Here is a 16,236-nt window from a genome sequence, read left to right on the forward strand (position 1 = left end):
AGCTGCGCGCGTTTCAACATGCGCCGCAATCAAAAGGCCGGGGTTTCCCGGCCCTGCTTGCGCCTCCGGTTCAGGCTTCCGGACGATCATCAATCAGCAGCGGTGGCATCAGAATGGTTTCCTCCTGGTCCGCCGGCATCGCCAGCTCGGGAAAGGCGATGTCGGTGCCATCATCGAGCACCATCAGCGTGGTCGGCACGCGATAGGTCCATGCCGCGCCTTCGGGCGCTCCTTCCATCGGCGTGGTGCGGTTGACCAGCTGGACTTCGCGGTTCAGGTCGGCCAGCATCTGGTCGGCCGGCACCAGCGCGATGTCGGAGACGATCCCGGTCTGAAGGTAGAGCGCGGCGGCATCCTCATACCCGCTGCGTACCGGCAGGATCACCGATGCGAAACCGGCATTCAGGAAGGCCGTGAACACGCTGTCTCCCTGCTGCTCGAAGCGGGAAGCGGCCCACTGCTGCGCACCCTCGCTCCAGAAGTAGGGGAAGAAGGTATAGGTCAGCTGATCCCACTCGAAGGCGTACTCGAAAAAGCGCACTTCGCGCGCCGCCTGCTCCAGCCGCTCCGGTGCGATGGCCGGTAGCGCGCTGCCGATGACGATGGCCGGGGCCGGCACAGCCTGGCCGCTGCCGCTGCGCACGATTTCCAGTACTGCACGCTTGAGCTCGGTACGTTCGATGCTGCGCATCTGTTCTTCGCCGAGCGCCGCGTAGGGACCTTCCTGATCCGCGCGCGCCGCCGCCAGCAGGGCATGGTGCTGTTTCAGCTCGCTTTCGTACTGGTCCATGATGATCTGGTGGCATGCCAGCTGCCACTTCTCGAGCGCCACCTTGGTGCGGGTCCAGACCAGGTAGAAATTGACCGTGAACTGGTCCAGCAGGCCCCAGCCGCTGGCGTTGTAGCTGACCGCGCCGCTATTGGTGCCGATGGCCTGGGCCGCAATCGGCGCATTGCCGGCCGGGCTGCTCGAAAACAGTCTGGTGCCGATGCTGGCGCTGATGCCCGACTGGTTCCCGACCCCGTACCAGGCCATCGAGACGCCTGCCGCCGCCGCCGCGTAACCCTGTTCCAGCGCCTTGGGCGAATTGAATACCCCGCTGACGGTGGGCGCGCCGCTGCCGCCGGCCGGGTAGCTCAGGCTGGCGTATTCAGTGATGGCGGCCGTCGGTGGCGGCGGCAGGGTCACGCCGAAGCGTTCGGCGAGCGCCAGCCAGCTGGCGTCGGTGATCTCGGCCGGGCGCAGGGTGGGCTTGAGCGGCGCTGGTCCGGCATGCCCGCCGAAGCCCGGCTGCCGGGCCAGCAGGTGGCGGAACATGGCCGCCGGGGCCGGCACCATGACCTCGTACATGGCGCGCGCGCCGTAGGTGAACACCTGTGCCTGGTAGACCTTGTCGACCCAGCGGTACTGGGCGCGCAGGCTGGACGCCGGTGCGCTGTGGCGCACCACATCGCTTTCGTACACTTCGGCGCTGCGCGTGAGGAAGCGCTGGCGCCCGACCCGTTCGCGCAGCACGGCCACTGCGCGCTCGACCAGTTCGCGCGACTGGCGCAGATCGTTGCCGCGCGACTGGTCGCCGCCTTTCGAGCTGTTCATGAAGGTCGATGTCTGGGCATTCACGGTGCCGTAGTTGGAGGTGAGGTTGATGCTGGCGTTGCGGTCCTGCTGGTTGCGCGCGGTCTGGAAGGCCGACTGGCCCAGCTCGAAGCGGCTAACGCCCGTTTCTTCCTGCGACAGCTCGGCCTCGCCGTCGTTGTAGTTGCCCTGGCTTTCTTCGGCGCGGCTCAGGCGCGAGCGGAAGTGCTCGTGCTCTTCGCCCTGCAGGATGTTGTGGATGTTGGCCAGTTCCCCCTTTTCGTAGCCGACCAGCACCTGGCGCACCACGCGCAGGTCGGCCACGCCCACCGGACGGATGCCGAATTTCATGCTTGGCGCCGGGGCCGGTTTGGAGACTGGCGCGGTGGGGAGCAGCTTGCCCAGTTCCGGACTGGCGGCCAGCATGGCGGCCGCTTCCGGGCCGCTGGCGGGCGTGCCGGCGGCGCTGGCGACGCCGCTCGAAATGCGGCGCCGTACGTCGTCGAGCAGCGCGTAGGCGCTCAGCGTGTCGGTGGGCACCTTGGCGTCGGCCAGTTCCTGGAGCAGGTTCGCGTTGTCGGCGCGGAACTGCGCGTCGATGTCGGCGGCGGGCTGGGTGCGGAACACTTTTTGCAGGTCGGACGGGCTGCCGGTACCAGGCGTGCCGGGTGCGTGCGTGCCGCCGCCGGCCAGCTGGTCGAGGGCCGCGGCCAGGCGCTGTTCGAGCTGGATCAGCTTGTCGATCTGCTTGAGCAGGTCGCGCAGGATCGTATCGTCGTCCCCGGCGGCGTTGGCGCCGGCGGTGTTTTGCTGGGCGCCTTGCTGCTCGCGGCGCAGGCGCATCTGTTCCTCGAACGCGGCCGGCAGCTTGAGCGCAGGCGCGAGCGCGGCCTGCAAGGAGGCGGGCGCGAGGGCGTCCTGTTCGCCGCCCAGGAATTTTTGCAGCAAGGTGATCTGGCCCAGCAACTGGCGCGCGCGCTGCAACTCGGTGTTGCCGGCTTTGCCGGAGGCGATGCCTTGCAGGTAGAACTGCCAGAGGTCGCTTTGCAGGGGCGTGATCGCGGCCGGTGCGCTCTGGGTGATGGGGAACAGGGTCTCGGCGGCCAGCGTCAGGCGGCCCTCGCGCGCGGCGTTGAGGTCGGCCTCGATGGCTTCCGGCGTGCGCTGGGCCAGGGCGGTCCAGCGCGCCGTCAGGGCATCGATCCAGGCCGTGAAGTCCTGTTCGGCGGCGGAGGCGATCCACGCCGCGACGTGCGACTGGTCCGGCAGTTCAAGGAGTGCCGCTGGCGCCGGCGTGGGGTTGGGTGCCCGAATGCTGGCGAAGCGAAACAGTTCCTCGGCATTGGCGGTAGCTTGCGTCATGATATCTCCCGGTGATGAGGTGGAAGTTCATCATGGGCCGGGATGACGCGCCGGAGTTCAGTCTGCGTCAGTGTTAAAACCGACCTGCGTCAAGGTGGGGGGTGTTTGGAATGTCGCGACGCAAGTGTTAAGGACTTTCCACTTCCAGCTGGAACAAGGTTTCGACCGGGACATTGAAAGTCGCCGCCACTCTCCATACCAGCGCGACAAAAATTTAGCTGTCCATCTCTCTATTCATGGCAGCAGACGCACAGTTTGTTGCCTTCGGAATCGCGGAAGTAGGCGCCGTAATAGCGCGCGTGGTATTCGGGCCGCAGGCCGGGCGCGCCTTCGCAGGTGGCGCCGTGGGCGAGCGCGGTGGCATGGGCGCGCTCGACCGCCGCGCGCGAGGGCGCCAGCAGGGCGGTCATCTGGCCGTTGCCGGCGGCATGCCGGCCGGCGAAGGGATGGCCGATCAGGAACAGCGGGCGCGGGCTGTCCGGCTTCATCCAGCCGGCCCACGGCTTGGCCGGATCGCTGAACTTGAGCGCCAGGCCCAGTTCGGGCATGACGGCGGCGTAAAAATCGAAGGCGCGCGCGAACTCGGCGACGCCGATGAAGACATGCGAGATCATGCCGGGTCCTTGAATGGATTGCGGTCGTTCAGTTCATCGATGTATTCGTCGATGCCGCCGCTTTCGCGCTCCAGGAAGCGCTCGATGGCGTCCGAAAACGCGGGGTGGGCCAGCCAGTGCGCCGACCAGGTGCGGGTCGGCAGGAAACCGCGCGCCATTTTGTGTTCGCCCTGGGCGCCGCCCTCGAACACGCCGATTTTTTGCTCGATGCAGAATTCGAGCGGCTGGTAGTAGGCAGTCTCGAAGTGCAGGCAGGGCACGTGTTCGAGTTCGCCCCAGTAGCGCCCGAACAGGGTGTCGGCGCTGTGGATCACCAGCGAGGCGGCGATCGGCGCGCCTTCGCGCTCGGCGATCACCAGCAGGATATTGCCAGGCATGGTGCGTCCGATGCGCTGGAAAAAATCCAGGTTGAGGTAAGGCGAGGAACGGTGCGCCGCGTAGGTGCGCTGGTAGCAGCGGTTGAACAGGTGCCAGTCGGCGTCCGTCGCCTCGGTTCCGCGCACGCGGCGCAGCGTCACCCCGGCTTCGCGCACCTTGCGCCGTTCGGCGCGGATGTTCTTGCGCTTCTTTTGCTCCAGCGTGGCGAGGAAATCCTCGAAATCGCGGTAGCCGGCGTTCAGCCAGTGGAACTGCACGCCGCTACGCAGCATGAAGCCGGCGTCCTCCAACTGCTGCACCTGGTCTTCGGGCGGATACAGGATGTGGGTAGAGGAGACGTCGGAGGCTTTTTGCGTGGACACCAGCGCGGCCAGGAGCGCGCTGCGGGCGGCGGCGTCGCGCGCCAGCAGGCGCGGGCCGCTCACCGGCGTGAAGGGAATCGCCGAGAGCAGCTTGGGATAGTAATCGACGCCGTTGCGCTGGTAAGCGTCGGCCCAGGCCCAGTCGAACACGTACTCGCCGTAGGAGTGCATCTTGACGTACAGCGGCATGGCGGCGGCCAGGTCGGCGCCGTCGTACAGGGCCAGGAACTGGGGCTGCCAGCCGGTGTCCGCGCAGGCGCTGCCCGATTCGTGCAGCGCGTCGAGAAAAGCGAACGAGAGGAAGGGATTGGTCTCGGCCTGGGAGGACGCCAGGGCGTCCCAGGCGGGTTGGCCGATCTCGCTCAGAGAGGATACGATATGCGTGCGATAATTCATTCTTGTCGAATCGGCTATTCCATTATTTTGGCGGGCGACGCCGGGCGGCGCTTCGGGTCGGCCATTGCATTCTACGCAAAAAGACGCAATGCGTTCGGACGCCGCGCCGCCACCCTACGAAAGACACTGCATGCAGAACGACTTCTTTAACCTCTATTCGCACGGTTTCGCCCGGGTCGCGGTGGCCACGCCACGCTGCAAGATCGCCGATCCCGTGTTCAATGCGGCCCAGACCATCGCGCTGGCCGAGGCAGCCGCGCAGCAGGGCGCGGCGCTGGTGGCGTTTCCCGAGCTGGGATTGTCGGCCTACAGCTGCGACGACCTGTTTCACCAGGCCGCGCTGCTCGACGCCTGCGAAGCGGGCTTGCGCACGGTGGTGGAAGCGAGCGCGCAGCTGCCGCTGGCGCTGGTGGTCGGGCTGCCGCTGCGGGTCGGGCATCAGTTGTTCAATTGCGGGGTGGCCGTCGCGGGCGGGAAAATCCTGGGCGTGGTCCCGAAAAGCTACCTGCCGAACTACGGTGAATTCTACGAAGCGCGCCAGTTCAGCGCCGCCGACAGCGCGCCGTGCGGCCAGATCGACTTGCTGGGACAGAGCGTGCCGTTCGGCGCCGGCCTGCTGTTCGAGGTCGAGGGCGTGGCGCTGCTGCGCTTTCATGTGGAGATCTGCGAGGATGTGTGGGTGCCGATTCCGCCATCGTCGTTTGCGGCGCTGGCCGGGGCCACGGTGCTGGTCAACCTGTCGGCGTCAAACGTTTTGGTGGGCAAGAGCGGCTACCGGCACCAGCTGGTGTCGCAGCAGTCGGCGCGCTGCCTGGCGGCGTATCTGTACACCTCGGCCGGGCGCGGCGAATCGTCGACCGACATGGCGTGGGATGGCCAGACCCTGATCTACGAAAAAGGCGACTTGCTGGCCGAGGCCGAGCGCTTCCAGGACGACTCGCACATCATTTATGGCGACGTGGACCTGGAGCGCCTCTCGCGCGAGCGCATGCACACCACTACCTTCGCGCAGCAGGTGCGGCACCATGCGCAGCAGGTGGCGGCGTTCCGCGTGGTGCGGTTTGCCTTGCCGGGCGCGCCGGGCGGCGGCAATACGCTGGCCTTGGGCCGCGCGGTCGAGCGCTTTCCGTACGTGCCGTCGGACCCGCAGCGGCGCGACGAGCGCTGCACCGAGGTGTATCACATCCAGGTGCAGGCGCTGGTGCAGCGGCTCTCGCAAAGCGGCATGAAGAAGGTGATCATCGGGGTGTCGGGCGGACTCGATTCGACCCACGCGCTGCTGGTGTGCGCCAAGGCGATGGACCGTTTGAAGCTGCCGCGCACGAATATCCTGGCTTATACCATGCCGGGCTTTGCGACCAGCGAACGCACGTTGCGCCAGGCGCGCGCGCTGATGGAGGCGGTGGGCTGCGAGGCGCACGAAATCGACATCCGGCCGAGCTGCATCCAGATGCTCAAGGACCTCGGCCATCCGTATGCGCAAGGGCAGGAGACCTACGACATCACGTTCGAGAACGTGCAGGCGGGCGAGCGCACCAGCCATCTGTTCCGGCTGGCGAATTTCCATAACGGGATCGTGATCGGCACGGGCGACCTGAGCGAGCTGGCGCTGGGCTGGTGTACGTACGGGGTGGGCGACCATATGTCGCACTACAACGTCAACGCCAGCGTGCCCAAGACCCTGATCAGCCATCTGGTGCGCTGGGTGGCCGAGTCGGGCGTGATCGGTACCAGCGGTTCGGACGTGCTGCTGCAAGTGCTGGCGACCGAAATCAGCCCCGAGCTGGTGCCCGGCAAGGCCGGCGAGGACAAGCCGGCGCAGAGCACGGAAAGTTCGATCGGACCCTACGAGCTGCAGGATTTCAATCTGTATTACATCCTGCGCTACGGGTTTGCGCCATCGAAGGTGGCGTTTCTGGCGTGGTCGGCGTGGAAGGACCGCGAGCAGGGCGCGTGGCCGGACGCGCTGCATGCCAGCCGTAACCAGTATGCGCTGGCCGATATCAAGAAACACCTGGCCACTTTTGTGTACCGCTTCTTCAAGATCAGCCAGTTCAAGCGCTCGTGCGTGCCGAACGGGCCGAAAGTCGGCAATGGCGGATCGCTGTCGCCACGCGGCGACTGGCGCGCGCCGAGCGACGCCGAGGCGGTGGTGTGGCAGGCCGATCTGGACAGGATTCCGGATGAAGCCGCGAAATAGCACTGCCGTTCGTTTAGAATAGCGGCAACAGCAATTCCATCGCGTGACGAGCAACTATTTAGGAGTAGCCATGAAACAAATTACCTGTGTTATCAAACCGTTCAAGCTGGATGAAGTGCGCGAAGCGCTGGCCGACGTCAATGTGACGGGGCTGACGGTCACCGAGGTCAAGGGTTTCGGCCGTCAGAAGGGTCATACCGAGCTGTACCGTGGCGCGGAGTATGTGGTTGATTTCCTGCCGAAGGTCAAGATTGAAGTGGTGGTGGACGACAGCATGGCGGACCAGGTGGTCGATGCCATCATCAAGGCCGCGCGCACCGGCAAGATCGGCGACGGCAAGATTTTCGTGCAGGATGTGGAGCAGGTGATCCGGATTCGCACTGGCGAGACGGGTCCGGAAGCAGTTTAAGGAGGGCTGTGCCGTCGCCCCCCGCGCCAAGGCGGCACTCGGCGGGGGCGACGGCTTCCAGGACAGCGTAGATGGGGCCGCCGCCGTTTACGAACCTTTATGAGCGCCCCATGCGCATGTCGAATTTCCATGTGAGCAGGCGCAGGCCGCTGATCACCGTGGCGCTCGACCACAGCGCCAGATCCGGGTCGGCGCCGAATTTCTTCATCAGCAGATACATCCAGCTGCCGATAAACGCGCAAATCGCGTAAGGTTTCCCATCCCGGAACACCATCGGCACTTCGTTGCAGACGATGTCGCGCAGTACCCCACCGAAAATCCCCGTAATCACGCCCATCATCGAGGCGATGAAAATCGGCATGTGCGCTTCCAGCGCCGATGCCACGCCGGCAATCGAGAACAATCCCAGCCCCACCGCATCGGCCACCACGATCAGGCGTTCCGAGACGATCTGGCGCAGCGTCCGGATCAGGGGCGCGGCCATCAGGGCCAGAACAAAAATGAGAATGGCGTATTCCTGGTGCGTGACCCAGAACAGCGGGCGCCGGTCGAGCAGGATGTCGCGCAGGGTGCCGCCGCCGAACGCGGTAATGAAGGCCACGGTAAATACGCCGACCAGATCCATGCGCTTGCGGCGCGCTTCGATAAAGCCGGAGAAGGCTCCGACCAGGATCGCCATGATTTCAATGAGCGTAATAAGGGACATGCGGTGCACTGTACGGTGGCGAATATGGCTAGCCTAACATGCGATAAGGCATGATGGACAGTGTAAGGAGTGCGCCCGGGAAAATACCGGGCGCGAGGTCAGACCGCGATGGCCGATTTGAGCAGGACGATCAGGGCGCCATGGCTGCGCCCGTCCACGTTGGCGGCGCAGAAGGCGATCACTTCATCCTTCTGTTCGAGCCAGCTGTGCACCATGGAACGCAGCACCGGCTCGCCACCGGCTGAACCTAAGCCCTTGCCGTGGATTACGCACACGCAACGCAGCTTGCGCTTGCCGGCATTGTGCAGAAATTCCCCGATGGCATCGCGCGCGCCATCGCGGCGCAAGCCGTGCAGGTCGAGCTCGTCCTGGACCGGCCAGTGGCCCTTGCGCAGCTTGCGTACCACGTCCGTGCCGATCCCGGCGCGCGAAAAACTCAGGCTGGGATCGTCTTCGAGCAGGTGATCGACCTCGAACTGGTCCGACAGCGACTCGCGCAGCACCGCCGCGTCATCCTCGGCCTGGCTGCGAAACACCTTGGCCGGCTTGAGCTTGACGTTGATGCCGGGCGGGGCGTTGGGCACGAAGCGGTTCGATTCGGGCAACTTGCGCACGCCGCCGATGGCGCTCGTAAACAGGTTGGCCTCTTGCGCGGCCACCCGTTCACGTTCTTCGCGCTCGGCTTTGTCGCGGGCGCGCGCTTCATCCTGGCCCTTGAGCTGTTCGCGCAGGGATTTCAGATCGGAAAAGTCTTTCATCGGCATCGCTTTACTGTGTTAGTCGTTCAGGCTTTCCAGGTAGCGCTGGGCATCGAGCGCCGCCATGCAACCGGTGCCGGAGCTGGTGATGGCTTGGCGGTAGATGTGATCCTGCACGTCGCCGGCGGCAAATACGCCCGGGATGTTGGTCGCGGTGGCCATGCCTTCGAGACCGGTGCGGGTCTTGATGTAGCCGTTGTGCATGTCGAGCTGGCCTTCGAAGATGCTGGTGTTCGGCTTGTGGCCGATCGCCACGAACAGGCCGTGCACGGAAATCGGCGTGATGGCGCCGTCGACGGTGGACTTGATGTGCACGCCGGTCACGCCGCTGTCGTTGCCGACCACTTCATCCAGGGTATGGTTGTACTTGATGACAATCTTGCCTTCGGCCGCCTTGGCATTCAAGCGGTCGATCAGGATCGGTTCGGCGCGGAATTTGTCGCGGCGGTGGATGATCGTGACCTTGTTGGCGATGTTCGACAGGTACAGCGCTTCTTCGACCGCGGTGTTGCCGCCGCCGACGACCGCGACTTCCTGGTTGCGGTAGAAGAAACCGTCGCAGGTGGCGCAGGCGGAGACGCCGCGGCCCATGAACGCCGTTTCGGACGGCAAGCCCAGGTACATGGCCGAGGCGCCGGTGGCGATGATCAAGGCGTCGCAGGTGTACTCATGGCTGTCGCCGATCAAACGCATCGGTTTTTCATTGAGCTTTGTCGTGTGAATGTGGTCAAACACGATCTCGGTATTAAAGCGCTTGGCGTGTTCCAGCAGGCGCTGCATGAGGTCGGGCCCTTGCACGCCCATCGGGTCGCCCGGCCAATTTTCGACGTCGGTCGTGGTCATCAGCTGGCCGCCTTGCTCCACGCCGGTGACGAGCATCGGCTGCAGGTTGGCGCGCGCGGCGTAGACGGCTGCGCTGTAGCCGGCTGGGCCGGAGCCGAGAATCAGAACTTTGGCGTGTTTGGTAGTGGTCATGGGGCGGGCTTTAATCGAAATGTGTATGAAGAGAAACTGGGGTCGATGGCGGTCAGATCAAGGGCGCGCACATTAAGTTGCGCACCCTCGATTATAGTCCATGATGCGAGCTGGCATGAATCATGGGGCCGATGCACGCCGGATGGCTTAGAATGAGCGCATCGCCAACATCGGTAAACACGGCAGCACTGTAAGTAACAAGAATGACTAAGACAAGCCAACCTTCCAACGCCAGTTACACCCGCAAGCCCGTCATGCGGCAACCCCTGCCGAACCGCGTGGTGCGCCTGCTGTCCGAGGCGCGCTGGATCGCGCTGGGCGTGATGTTCCTGTATTTCGTGATGATCTTGCTTAGCTATAACAAGGGCGATCCCGGCTGGTCGCACGAGGTGCAGGTATCGCAGGTGAGCAACCTGGGCGGGCGCGCAGGCGCTTACCTGGCCGACTTGCTGCTGTTTATCTTCGGCTTTTCAGCCTGGTGGTGGTGCGTCTGTTTCCTGCGCATGCTGTGGAAGGGCTATCGTTCGCTCAATCACAAGTTTGTGCTGGAAACGGAAGAAGATCCCGAGCACCAGCAGGAAGCGGCCATCCGCTGGCTCGGCTTCGCGGTGCTGTTCATCGGCAGCCTGGGCCTGGAATATTTGCGCATGTGGTCGCTATCGGTGCAGTTGCCGCGCGCGCCCGGCGGGGTGCTGGGGCAACTGATCGGCCATGCGGCCCATTCGGCGTTCGGGTTCACCGGCGCCACCTTGCTGCTGTTGCTGCTGTTCGGACTCGGGTTCAGCCTGTTCTTCCATGTGTCGTGGCTGGGCGTGGCCGAACGCATCGGCGGCGCCATCGAAAACGCCATCGACTGGTTCCGCCTGCGCTACCAGGACCGCGAAGACCGCAAGCAGGGCGAAGTGGCGGCCGTCAAGCGCGATGAAGTGGTGGTGCACGAGCGCGCCAAGCATGTGGAAAAGCATGTGACGGCGGCGCCGGTCAAGATCGAACCGCAGGTGATGGAGGTGGTCAAGTCCGAGCGGGTGCAGAAGGAAAAGCTCGCCGAACGGCAGGCGCCGCTGTTCCGCGACCTGCCGGGCGACTCGTCGCTGCCGCCCTTGTCCTTGCTGGACGACGCGCCCGAGGTGCAGGAAACGGTGTCGGTGGAAACGCTGGAATTCACCAGCCGCCTGATCGAAAAGAAATTGTCGGACTTCGGGGTCGATGCCAAGGTGGTGGCGGCCTATCCGGGTCCGGTGGTGACGCGCTACGAAATCGAACCGGCCACGGGCGTCAAGGGCAGCCAGATCGTTGGCCTGGCGCGCGACCTGGCGCGTTCGCTGTCGCTGACCTCGATCCGGGTGGTGGAAACTATTCCCGGCAAGAATTTCATGGCGCTGGAGTTGCCCAATCCTAAGCGCCAGATTGTGCGCCTGACTGAAATCGTTGGCTCCAAGATCTATAACGACAGCGCCTCGCAGCTGACCGTGGCGCTGGGCAAGGATATTGCCGGCAAGGCCGTCATCGCCGACCTGGCCAAGATGCCGCACTTGCTGGTGGCCGGTACCACCGGTTCGGGTAAATCGGTCGGCATCAATGCGACCATCCTGTCGCTGCTGTACAAGTCCGACCCGGCCGATGTGCGCATGATCCTGATCGATCCGAAGATGCTGGAAATGTCGGTGTACGAAGGCATTCCGCACTTGCTGGCGCCCGTGGTGACCGACATGCGCCAGGCGGGGCATGCGCTGAACTGGGCGGTCAACGAGATGGAGCGCCGCTATAAGCTGATGAGTAAGCTCGGGGTGCGTAACCTGGCTGGCTACAACGCGAAAATCGCCGAGGCGGCCAAGCGCGAGGAGCATATTCCGAATCCGTTCAGCCTGACGCCCGATTCGCCGGAGCCGCTGGAAAAACTGCCGACCATCGTCATCATCATCGACGAGCTGGCCGATTTGATGATGGTGGTCGGCAAAAAGGTCGAGGAATTGATTGCCCGGATCGCGCAAAAGGCGCGCGCGGCCGGCTTGCACCTGATTTTGGCGACGCAGCGGCCGTCGGTGGATGTGATTACCGGCTTGATCAAGGCGAACATTCCGACCAGGATCGCGTTCCAGGTGTCGTCCAAGATCGATTCGCGCACCATTCTCGACCAGATGGGCGCGGAAGCGCTGCTGGGCATGGGCGATATGCTGTACATGCCGCCAGGTACCGGTTTGCCGGTGCGGGTGCACGGTGCGTTTGTGTCCGACGAGGAAGTGCACCGGGTGGTGGCCCACCTCAAGCTGTCGGGCGAACCGAACTATATTGAAGGCATTCTCGAAGGCGGCACGCTCGAAGGCGAGGGCGGCGGCGCGGAAGGCGGCGCGGCCGGCGAGGCGGGCGGCGAAGCCGATCCGATGTACGACCAGGCGGTGCAGGTGGTGCTCAAGAACCGGCGCGCGTCGATCTCGCTGGTGCAGCGTCACTTGCGCATCGGCTACAACCGTGCGGCGCGTTTGCTGGAGCAGATGGAAAACAGCGGGGTTGTGTCGCCGATGCAATCGAATGGTAATCGGGACATTTTGGTGCCGGCTGCCAGCGCGGAATAAGCGGAATAAGCGGCATATGCGGATTTTGCATGGGGCCGTTAGCTCCTTATCCGTCGCCGCGACGGATATCAAGCGCGGCGACGGATATCAAGCGCGGCGACGGATATCAAGCGAGGGGCGACGGATAATAGGGGGGCGACGGATCGTCGTGCCCTGCTGTCCACCACCATGCCCGCTCATCCGTTAAACGAACACGAGTGCCCACCACGAGCGCGCTCCCATTAATAAGGACATTATGCGATTTATACTGAACAAAACCACCGCCATCCTGGCCCTGAGCCTGGCCTGCGCCGGCATGGCCCACGCCACCGCGCTTGATCAATTCAAGACCTTTGTCTCCGGCACCAAGGCCGCGCGCGGCGAGTTCACCCAGCGCCAGGTCAAGAAGGCCGATTCCGGCAAGGCAGCGGCGCCATCGTCGGGCACCTTCGTGTTCGCCCGTCCCGGCAAGTTCATCTGGACCTACGTGAAGCCGTACGAGCAATTGCTGCAGGCCGATGGCGAGCAGCTGTATATCTACGACAAGGACCTGAACCAGGTCACGACCAAGAAACTGGGCGATGCGCTCGGTTCCTCGCCGGCCGCCATCTTGTTCGGCAGCAACGATTTGGAAAAGAACTTCACCCTGACCGAAGCAGGCACGCGCGATGGCCTGGAATGGCTCAACGCCGCGCCCAAGGGCAAGGATTCGCAGTTCGAGCAGATCAGCATCGGCTTGCGCAATGGCACGCCGGAAGCGATGGAGCTGCGCGATGCCTTCGGCCAGACCTCGATACTGGCGTTCAAGAAATTCGAGAAAAACCCGCCATTGACGGCGACCCAGTTCAAATTCGTCATCCCGAAAGGTGCCGACGTCGTCAATAACTGATCTCTCTTCCTCGTGGAGCACACTTGAATCGTCGAACAATCGGTACTGCACTGGCTGTAACGTTTTTTACTGGCACCACGATGGCTTCCGCCCTGGCGCAGCCCAGGGCGCCAGCGCCCGAGGCGGGTAAACTGCCATCGGCCTGCACCCGGCCCGACTGGCCACCCGAGGCCAGGCGCTACGATCTGGAGGGCACGACCGTGCTCGACTACCGGATCAGGGAGTGGCGCATCGCCGAGGTGAAGGTGCGCAAGAGTAGCGGCTGGCCGATTCTCGATGCCGCCGCGGCGCGCAGCCTGCACGCATGCAAGCTGAAAATCGATGGTGCCCGGCCGCACCACAGCGCCGTGCAGTCGGTCGACTACGTGTGGGCAACAACCGGCGGACCGTCGGCGCGACCGCAGCTGCATGCCGACAGTTGCGCGCCAACGCGGCTGTTCAGTGGCTTCGTGCCGCTCGACAGGACGCCCACCGCCCACGATGGCGTGCTGGTGCGCTTCCTGACCAATGGCCGCGGCGAACCGTTTAACATCCGCCTCGAAGGGCGCGTCACCGATGCCGCGCTCGCAGAGCACATCCGGCAGTACGTGCAACGCTGCCGCTTCGTCGCCGCCAACGCGCCCGGGCCGAAGACCGATGCGGTGTATGGGCGCGTGCTGCTGGCAGCGCCCTCCGCAGGAAAATAATCAGGCATGCATATCTGGCAATATTGATTTCACGGGTATATGATCGGGCGTCGGTCCCGCCGGGGCCGGGTCATCGGGAGAGCTTCATGAAGCATTGGATCAGCCGTTGGTTGGTAGGGGTTGCGTTTCTTCACACCGTGTTTGCATTCGTCGTCATGGGGCCGGTCATGCTGACCATGCTACGCAACGGCTTGTTTGATACAGCCAAGAGTATGACCGAGGGCGCAACTACCTGGTTCTTCCTGTTCGGCCTGTTACTGGCCTTGTTCGCGGTCCCGGTGCATGCGCTCGAAAAAGCCGGTGTCGCGCTGCCCAAGGCGATCGGCTGGGGCTTGCTCGGGATGGCCGCGCTGGGTGTGGTGCTGATGCCGGACTCGGGCTTCTGGCTGGTGTTTCCGCCTGCGCTAGCCATCTTGCTGCGCAAGGCCGGCGCACGGGTCGATGCCGGCAGCGTGCGCGGGGTCGGCGCCGCCTGAGGCGTCGTGAGGTAATTTTGCGTTGGGCGGGAACTGTCGCGCCCTGCGCGGGTCTTATCTTGAACGCCGATTCGCGCCATGCGCTAGACTACGCGCTTCCTATAAATGAAGAGGTCGCATGGACGATTTGTTCAAGACCGAACCTGCCGCGCCCCTCGCCGAAGCGCTGCGTCCGGCAACAATTGACGAGGTTATCGGCCAAAGCCATTTGCTGGGCGAGGGCAAGCCCCTGCGCCTGGTATTCAAGTCGGGGAAACCCCATTCGATGATCTTGTGGGGCCCGCCCGGCGTCGGCAAGACCACCCTGGCGCGCCTGACGGCGAATGCCTTCGGCTGCGAATTCATCGCCTTGTCGGCCGTGCTGTCGGGGGTGAAGGATATCCGTGCCGCCATCGAACAGGCCGAGCATCACCTGGCAACGGGCAAGCACACCATCCTGTTCATCGACGAGATTCACCGCTTCAACAAGTCGCAGCAGGATGCCTTGCTGCCGTTCGTCGAGTCGGGCCTGGTGACCCTGATTGGCGCGACCACCGAAAATCCCTCGTTCGAGGTCAATTCGGCGCTGCTGTCGCGCTCGCAGGTGTACGTGCTCAAGGCGCTCACCGACGCCGAGTTGCTGCTACTGCTCAAGCGCGCCCAGGAAAAGGTGCTGGGCCACCTGACGTTCGACGAGGTCGCCATCGCCACCCTGATCGGCTACGCCGACGGCGACGCGCGCCGCTTCCTCAACCTGCTCGAACAGACCAAGACCTCGGCCGCAACGTCCGGCCTCACGCACATCACGGGCGACTTCGTCGACAATGCGCTGACCCTCAATTCGCGCCGTTTCGACAAGGGCGGCGACAATTTCTACGACCAGATTTCGGCGCTCCACAAATCGGTGCGCGGCTCGCATCCGGACGCGGCCCTGTACTGGCTGTGCCGCATGCTCGATGGCGGCGCCGATCCGCAATACCTGCTGCGCCGCATCGTGCGCATGGCGTGGGAAGATATCGGCATTGCCGACCCGCGCGCGATCCAGATCGCCAACGATGCCGCCGCCACCTATGAGCGGCTGGGCTCGCCGGAAGGTGAACTGGCGCTGGGGCAGGCGGTCATCTACCTGGCTATCGCGGCCAAGAGCAATGCCGGCTACAACGCCTACAACCGCGCCGTGGCCTTCGTCAAAAAGGACAAGTCGCGCGAAGTGCCGGTGCACCTGCGCAATGCGCCGACCAAGCTGATGAAGGAACTCGGCTACGGCCACGAGTACCGCTACGCGCACGACGAACCGAATGCCTATGCGGCCGGCGAAACCTATCTGCCCGAAGGCATGGTCGAGCCGCGCTGGTACGAGCCGGTGCCGCGCGGGATCGAAGCGAAGATCGCCGAAAAGCTGGCCTGGCTGCGCGGGCTCGACGAGGACGCCGGCAACTGAGACGCGGGGACGGCGTACATGCCGGCGGCACCGCGAGCGGCAGCATGCGGCGGGCAGTGCCGGCCATCCGCCGCGCCGGAAAATTGCCGGCTGCGCGGCGTTCGCCTGCAACGGCGGGCGCTCTGGCATGTGGATAACGGGCCGTCGCGTTTTTTCGCATCCTGTTCCAGATTTCCGTCGCTTCATCGCAAGCTGGTGGAAGGGCAGGGGACGAGTGGGTAAAGTACCACCATACCAACTCGCCTCACCCACTGGAGAAGATCATGAAAGTCCGTAAAAACCTCGAAGCCGTCTTCCTCGCCGCCACCGTCATGGCCACGTTTGCCGCCTACGCCACCGCCGAAGTACCGCTGCGTGCGAGCGCCGCGCCAACCCATGCCGCTGCCGCCACCGACAGCAATGTGACCGTCGTCGTGGTCAGCGCCAAGCGCCTCACCGCCGCCGAAAAAGCCGCACAACAGTAAGTCCGGGACGGGC

14 protein-coding genes are annotated in these 16,236 nt (G+C 64.2%); 8 read left to right on the forward strand and 6 right to left on the reverse strand.

Annotated elements, in window-relative coordinates; genetic code table 11:
- Nucleotides 1-70 precede the first annotated feature (70 nt).
- From F2P44_RS11260 to F2P44_RS11270, 3 genes are all read right to left on the reverse strand, one after another.
- Complete coding sequence (locus F2P44_RS11260; protein WP_167086795.1) at nucleotides 71-2,938, reverse strand: hypothetical protein; 2,868 nt, start codon at nucleotides 2,936-2,938, stop codon at nucleotides 71-73.
- 230 nt (nucleotides 2,939-3,168) lie between these two features.
- On the reverse strand, nucleotides 3,169-3,552 hold the full coding sequence (locus F2P44_RS11265) for a VOC family protein (RefSeq protein ID WP_167086796.1): 384 nt from the start codon (nucleotides 3,550-3,552) through the stop codon (nucleotides 3,169-3,171).
- The gene (locus tag F2P44_RS11270; protein WP_167086797.1) at nucleotides 3,549-4,688 is read right to left on the reverse strand and encodes a GNAT family N-acetyltransferase; all 1,140 of its coding nucleotides are present in this window, start codon (nucleotides 4,686-4,688) and stop codon (nucleotides 3,549-3,551) included. Before F2P44_RS11270 ends, F2P44_RS11265 begins: the two co-directional genes overlap by 4 nt.
- Nucleotides 4,689-4,818: 130 nt before the next feature.
- On the opposite strand from F2P44_RS11270, the gene F2P44_RS11275 reads away from it, so the two are divergent.
- Both F2P44_RS11275 and F2P44_RS11280 read left to right on the forward strand, forming a co-directional pair.
- Nucleotides 4,819-6,888, forward strand: coding sequence for an NAD(+) synthase (locus F2P44_RS11275; RefSeq protein ID WP_167086798.1), 2,070 nt, complete (start codon nucleotides 4,819-4,821; stop codon nucleotides 6,886-6,888).
- A 70-nt stretch (nucleotides 6,889-6,958) separates the two neighbouring features.
- Nucleotides 6,959-7,297 carry a P-II family nitrogen regulator gene (locus F2P44_RS11280; RefSeq protein WP_054263304.1) on the forward strand — a complete coding sequence of 113 codons (339 nt, stop codon included), beginning with the start codon at nucleotides 6,959-6,961 and terminating at the stop codon, nucleotides 7,295-7,297.
- Nucleotides 7,298-7,394: 97 nt separating this feature from the next.
- Here F2P44_RS11280 and F2P44_RS11285 read toward each other — a convergent pair whose 3' ends face one another.
- The 3 genes from F2P44_RS11285 to trxB all read right to left on the reverse strand — a co-directional run bounded on the left by F2P44_RS11285 (nucleotide 7,395) and on the right by trxB (nucleotide 9,736).
- Complete coding sequence (locus F2P44_RS11285) at nucleotides 7,395-8,003, reverse strand: trimeric intracellular cation channel family protein (protein ID WP_167086799.1); 609 nt, start codon at nucleotides 8,001-8,003, stop codon at nucleotides 7,395-7,397.
- Between the two features lie 98 nt (nucleotides 8,004-8,101).
- Nucleotides 8,102-8,767 carry a Smr/MutS family protein gene (locus F2P44_RS11290; protein WP_167086800.1) on the reverse strand — a complete coding sequence of 222 codons (666 nt, stop codon included), beginning with the start codon at nucleotides 8,765-8,767 and terminating at the stop codon, nucleotides 8,102-8,104.
- 12 nt (nucleotides 8,768-8,779) lie between these two features.
- Nucleotides 8,780-9,736 carry a thioredoxin-disulfide reductase gene (gene trxB / locus F2P44_RS11295; RefSeq protein WP_167086801.1) on the reverse strand — a complete coding sequence of 319 codons (957 nt, stop codon included), beginning with the start codon at nucleotides 9,734-9,736 and terminating at the stop codon, nucleotides 8,780-8,782.
- A gap of 203 nt (nucleotides 9,737-9,939) precedes the next feature.
- Between trxB and F2P44_RS11300 the strand changes: the two genes are divergently transcribed.
- The 6 genes from F2P44_RS11300 to F2P44_RS11325 all read left to right on the forward strand — a co-directional run bounded on the left by F2P44_RS11300 (nucleotide 9,940) and on the right by F2P44_RS11325 (nucleotide 16,223).
- On the forward strand, nucleotides 9,940-12,309 hold the full coding sequence (locus F2P44_RS11300; protein WP_167086802.1) for a DNA translocase FtsK: 2,370 nt from the start codon (nucleotides 9,940-9,942) through the stop codon (nucleotides 12,307-12,309).
- Nucleotides 12,310-12,544: 235 nt separating this feature from the next.
- Nucleotides 12,545-13,177 (forward strand): outer membrane lipoprotein chaperone LolA, encoded by a 633-nt coding sequence (lolA, locus tag F2P44_RS11305; protein ID WP_167086803.1) that lies wholly within the window; start codon nucleotides 12,545-12,547, stop codon nucleotides 13,175-13,177.
- Between the two features lie 80 nt (nucleotides 13,178-13,257).
- Nucleotides 13,258-13,863, forward strand: a complete 606-nt coding sequence (locus tag F2P44_RS11310; RefSeq protein ID WP_167086804.1) for an energy transducer TonB — start codon at nucleotides 13,258-13,260, stop codon at nucleotides 13,861-13,863.
- 86 nt (nucleotides 13,864-13,949) lie between these two features.
- Nucleotides 13,950-14,339, forward strand: a complete 390-nt coding sequence (locus F2P44_RS11315) for a DUF6463 family protein (protein ID WP_167086805.1) — start codon at nucleotides 13,950-13,952, stop codon at nucleotides 14,337-14,339.
- Between the two features lie 118 nt (nucleotides 14,340-14,457).
- Nucleotides 14,458-15,759, forward strand: a complete 1,302-nt coding sequence (locus F2P44_RS11320; RefSeq protein ID WP_167086806.1) for a replication-associated recombination protein A — start codon at nucleotides 14,458-14,460, stop codon at nucleotides 15,757-15,759.
- 263 nt (nucleotides 15,760-16,022) lie between these two features.
- Entirely contained in the window at nucleotides 16,023-16,223 is a 201-nt protein-coding gene (locus F2P44_RS11325; RefSeq protein ID WP_167086807.1) for a hypothetical protein, read from the forward strand.
- The last annotated feature ends 13 nt before the right edge of the window (nucleotides 16,224-16,236 follow it).

Source organism: Massilia frigida (genome assembly GCF_011682175.1).
Classification (GTDB): Bacteria; Pseudomonadota; Gammaproteobacteria; order Burkholderiales; family Burkholderiaceae_D; genus Telluria_A; species Telluria_A frigida.

Coding starts and splice junctions, on each gene's coding strand:
- F2P44_RS11275 (WP_167086798.1), top strand. CDS start 4,819: ATGCAGAACGACTTCTTTAACCTCTATTCGCACGGTTTCGCCCGGGTC.
- F2P44_RS11290 (WP_167086800.1), bottom strand. CDS start 8,767: ATGCCGATGAAAGACTTTTCCGATCTGAAATCCCTGCGCGAACAGCTC.
- F2P44_RS11265 (WP_167086796.1), bottom strand. CDS start 3,552: ATGATCTCGCATGTCTTCATCGGCGTCGCCGAGTTCGCGCGCGCCTTC.
- F2P44_RS11260 (WP_167086795.1), bottom strand. CDS start 2,938: ATGACGCAAGCTACCGCCAATGCCGAGGAACTGTTTCGCTTCGCCAGC.
- F2P44_RS11310 (WP_167086804.1), top strand. CDS start 13,258: ATGGCTTCCGCCCTGGCGCAGCCCAGGGCGCCAGCGCCCGAGGCGGGT.
- F2P44_RS11315 (WP_167086805.1), top strand. CDS start 13,950: ATGAAGCATTGGATCAGCCGTTGGTTGGTAGGGGTTGCGTTTCTTCAC.
- F2P44_RS11280 (WP_054263304.1), top strand. CDS start 6,959: ATGAAACAAATTACCTGTGTTATCAAACCGTTCAAGCTGGATGAAGTG.
- F2P44_RS11320 (WP_167086806.1), top strand. CDS start 14,458: ATGGACGATTTGTTCAAGACCGAACCTGCCGCGCCCCTCGCCGAAGCG.
- trxB (WP_167086801.1), bottom strand. CDS start 9,736: ATGACCACTACCAAACACGCCAAAGTTCTGATTCTCGGCTCCGGCCCA.
- lolA (WP_167086803.1), top strand. CDS start 12,545: ATGCGATTTATACTGAACAAAACCACCGCCATCCTGGCCCTGAGCCTG.
- F2P44_RS11325 (WP_167086807.1), top strand. CDS start 16,023: ATGAAAGTCCGTAAAAACCTCGAAGCCGTCTTCCTCGCCGCCACCGTC.
- F2P44_RS11285 (WP_167086799.1), bottom strand. CDS start 8,003: ATGTCCCTTATTACGCTCATTGAAATCATGGCGATCCTGGTCGGAGCC.
- F2P44_RS11270 (WP_167086797.1), bottom strand. CDS start 4,688: ATGAATTATCGCACGCATATCGTATCCTCTCTGAGCGAGATCGGCCAA.
- F2P44_RS11300 (WP_167086802.1), top strand. CDS start 9,940: ATGACTAAGACAAGCCAACCTTCCAACGCCAGTTACACCCGCAAGCCC.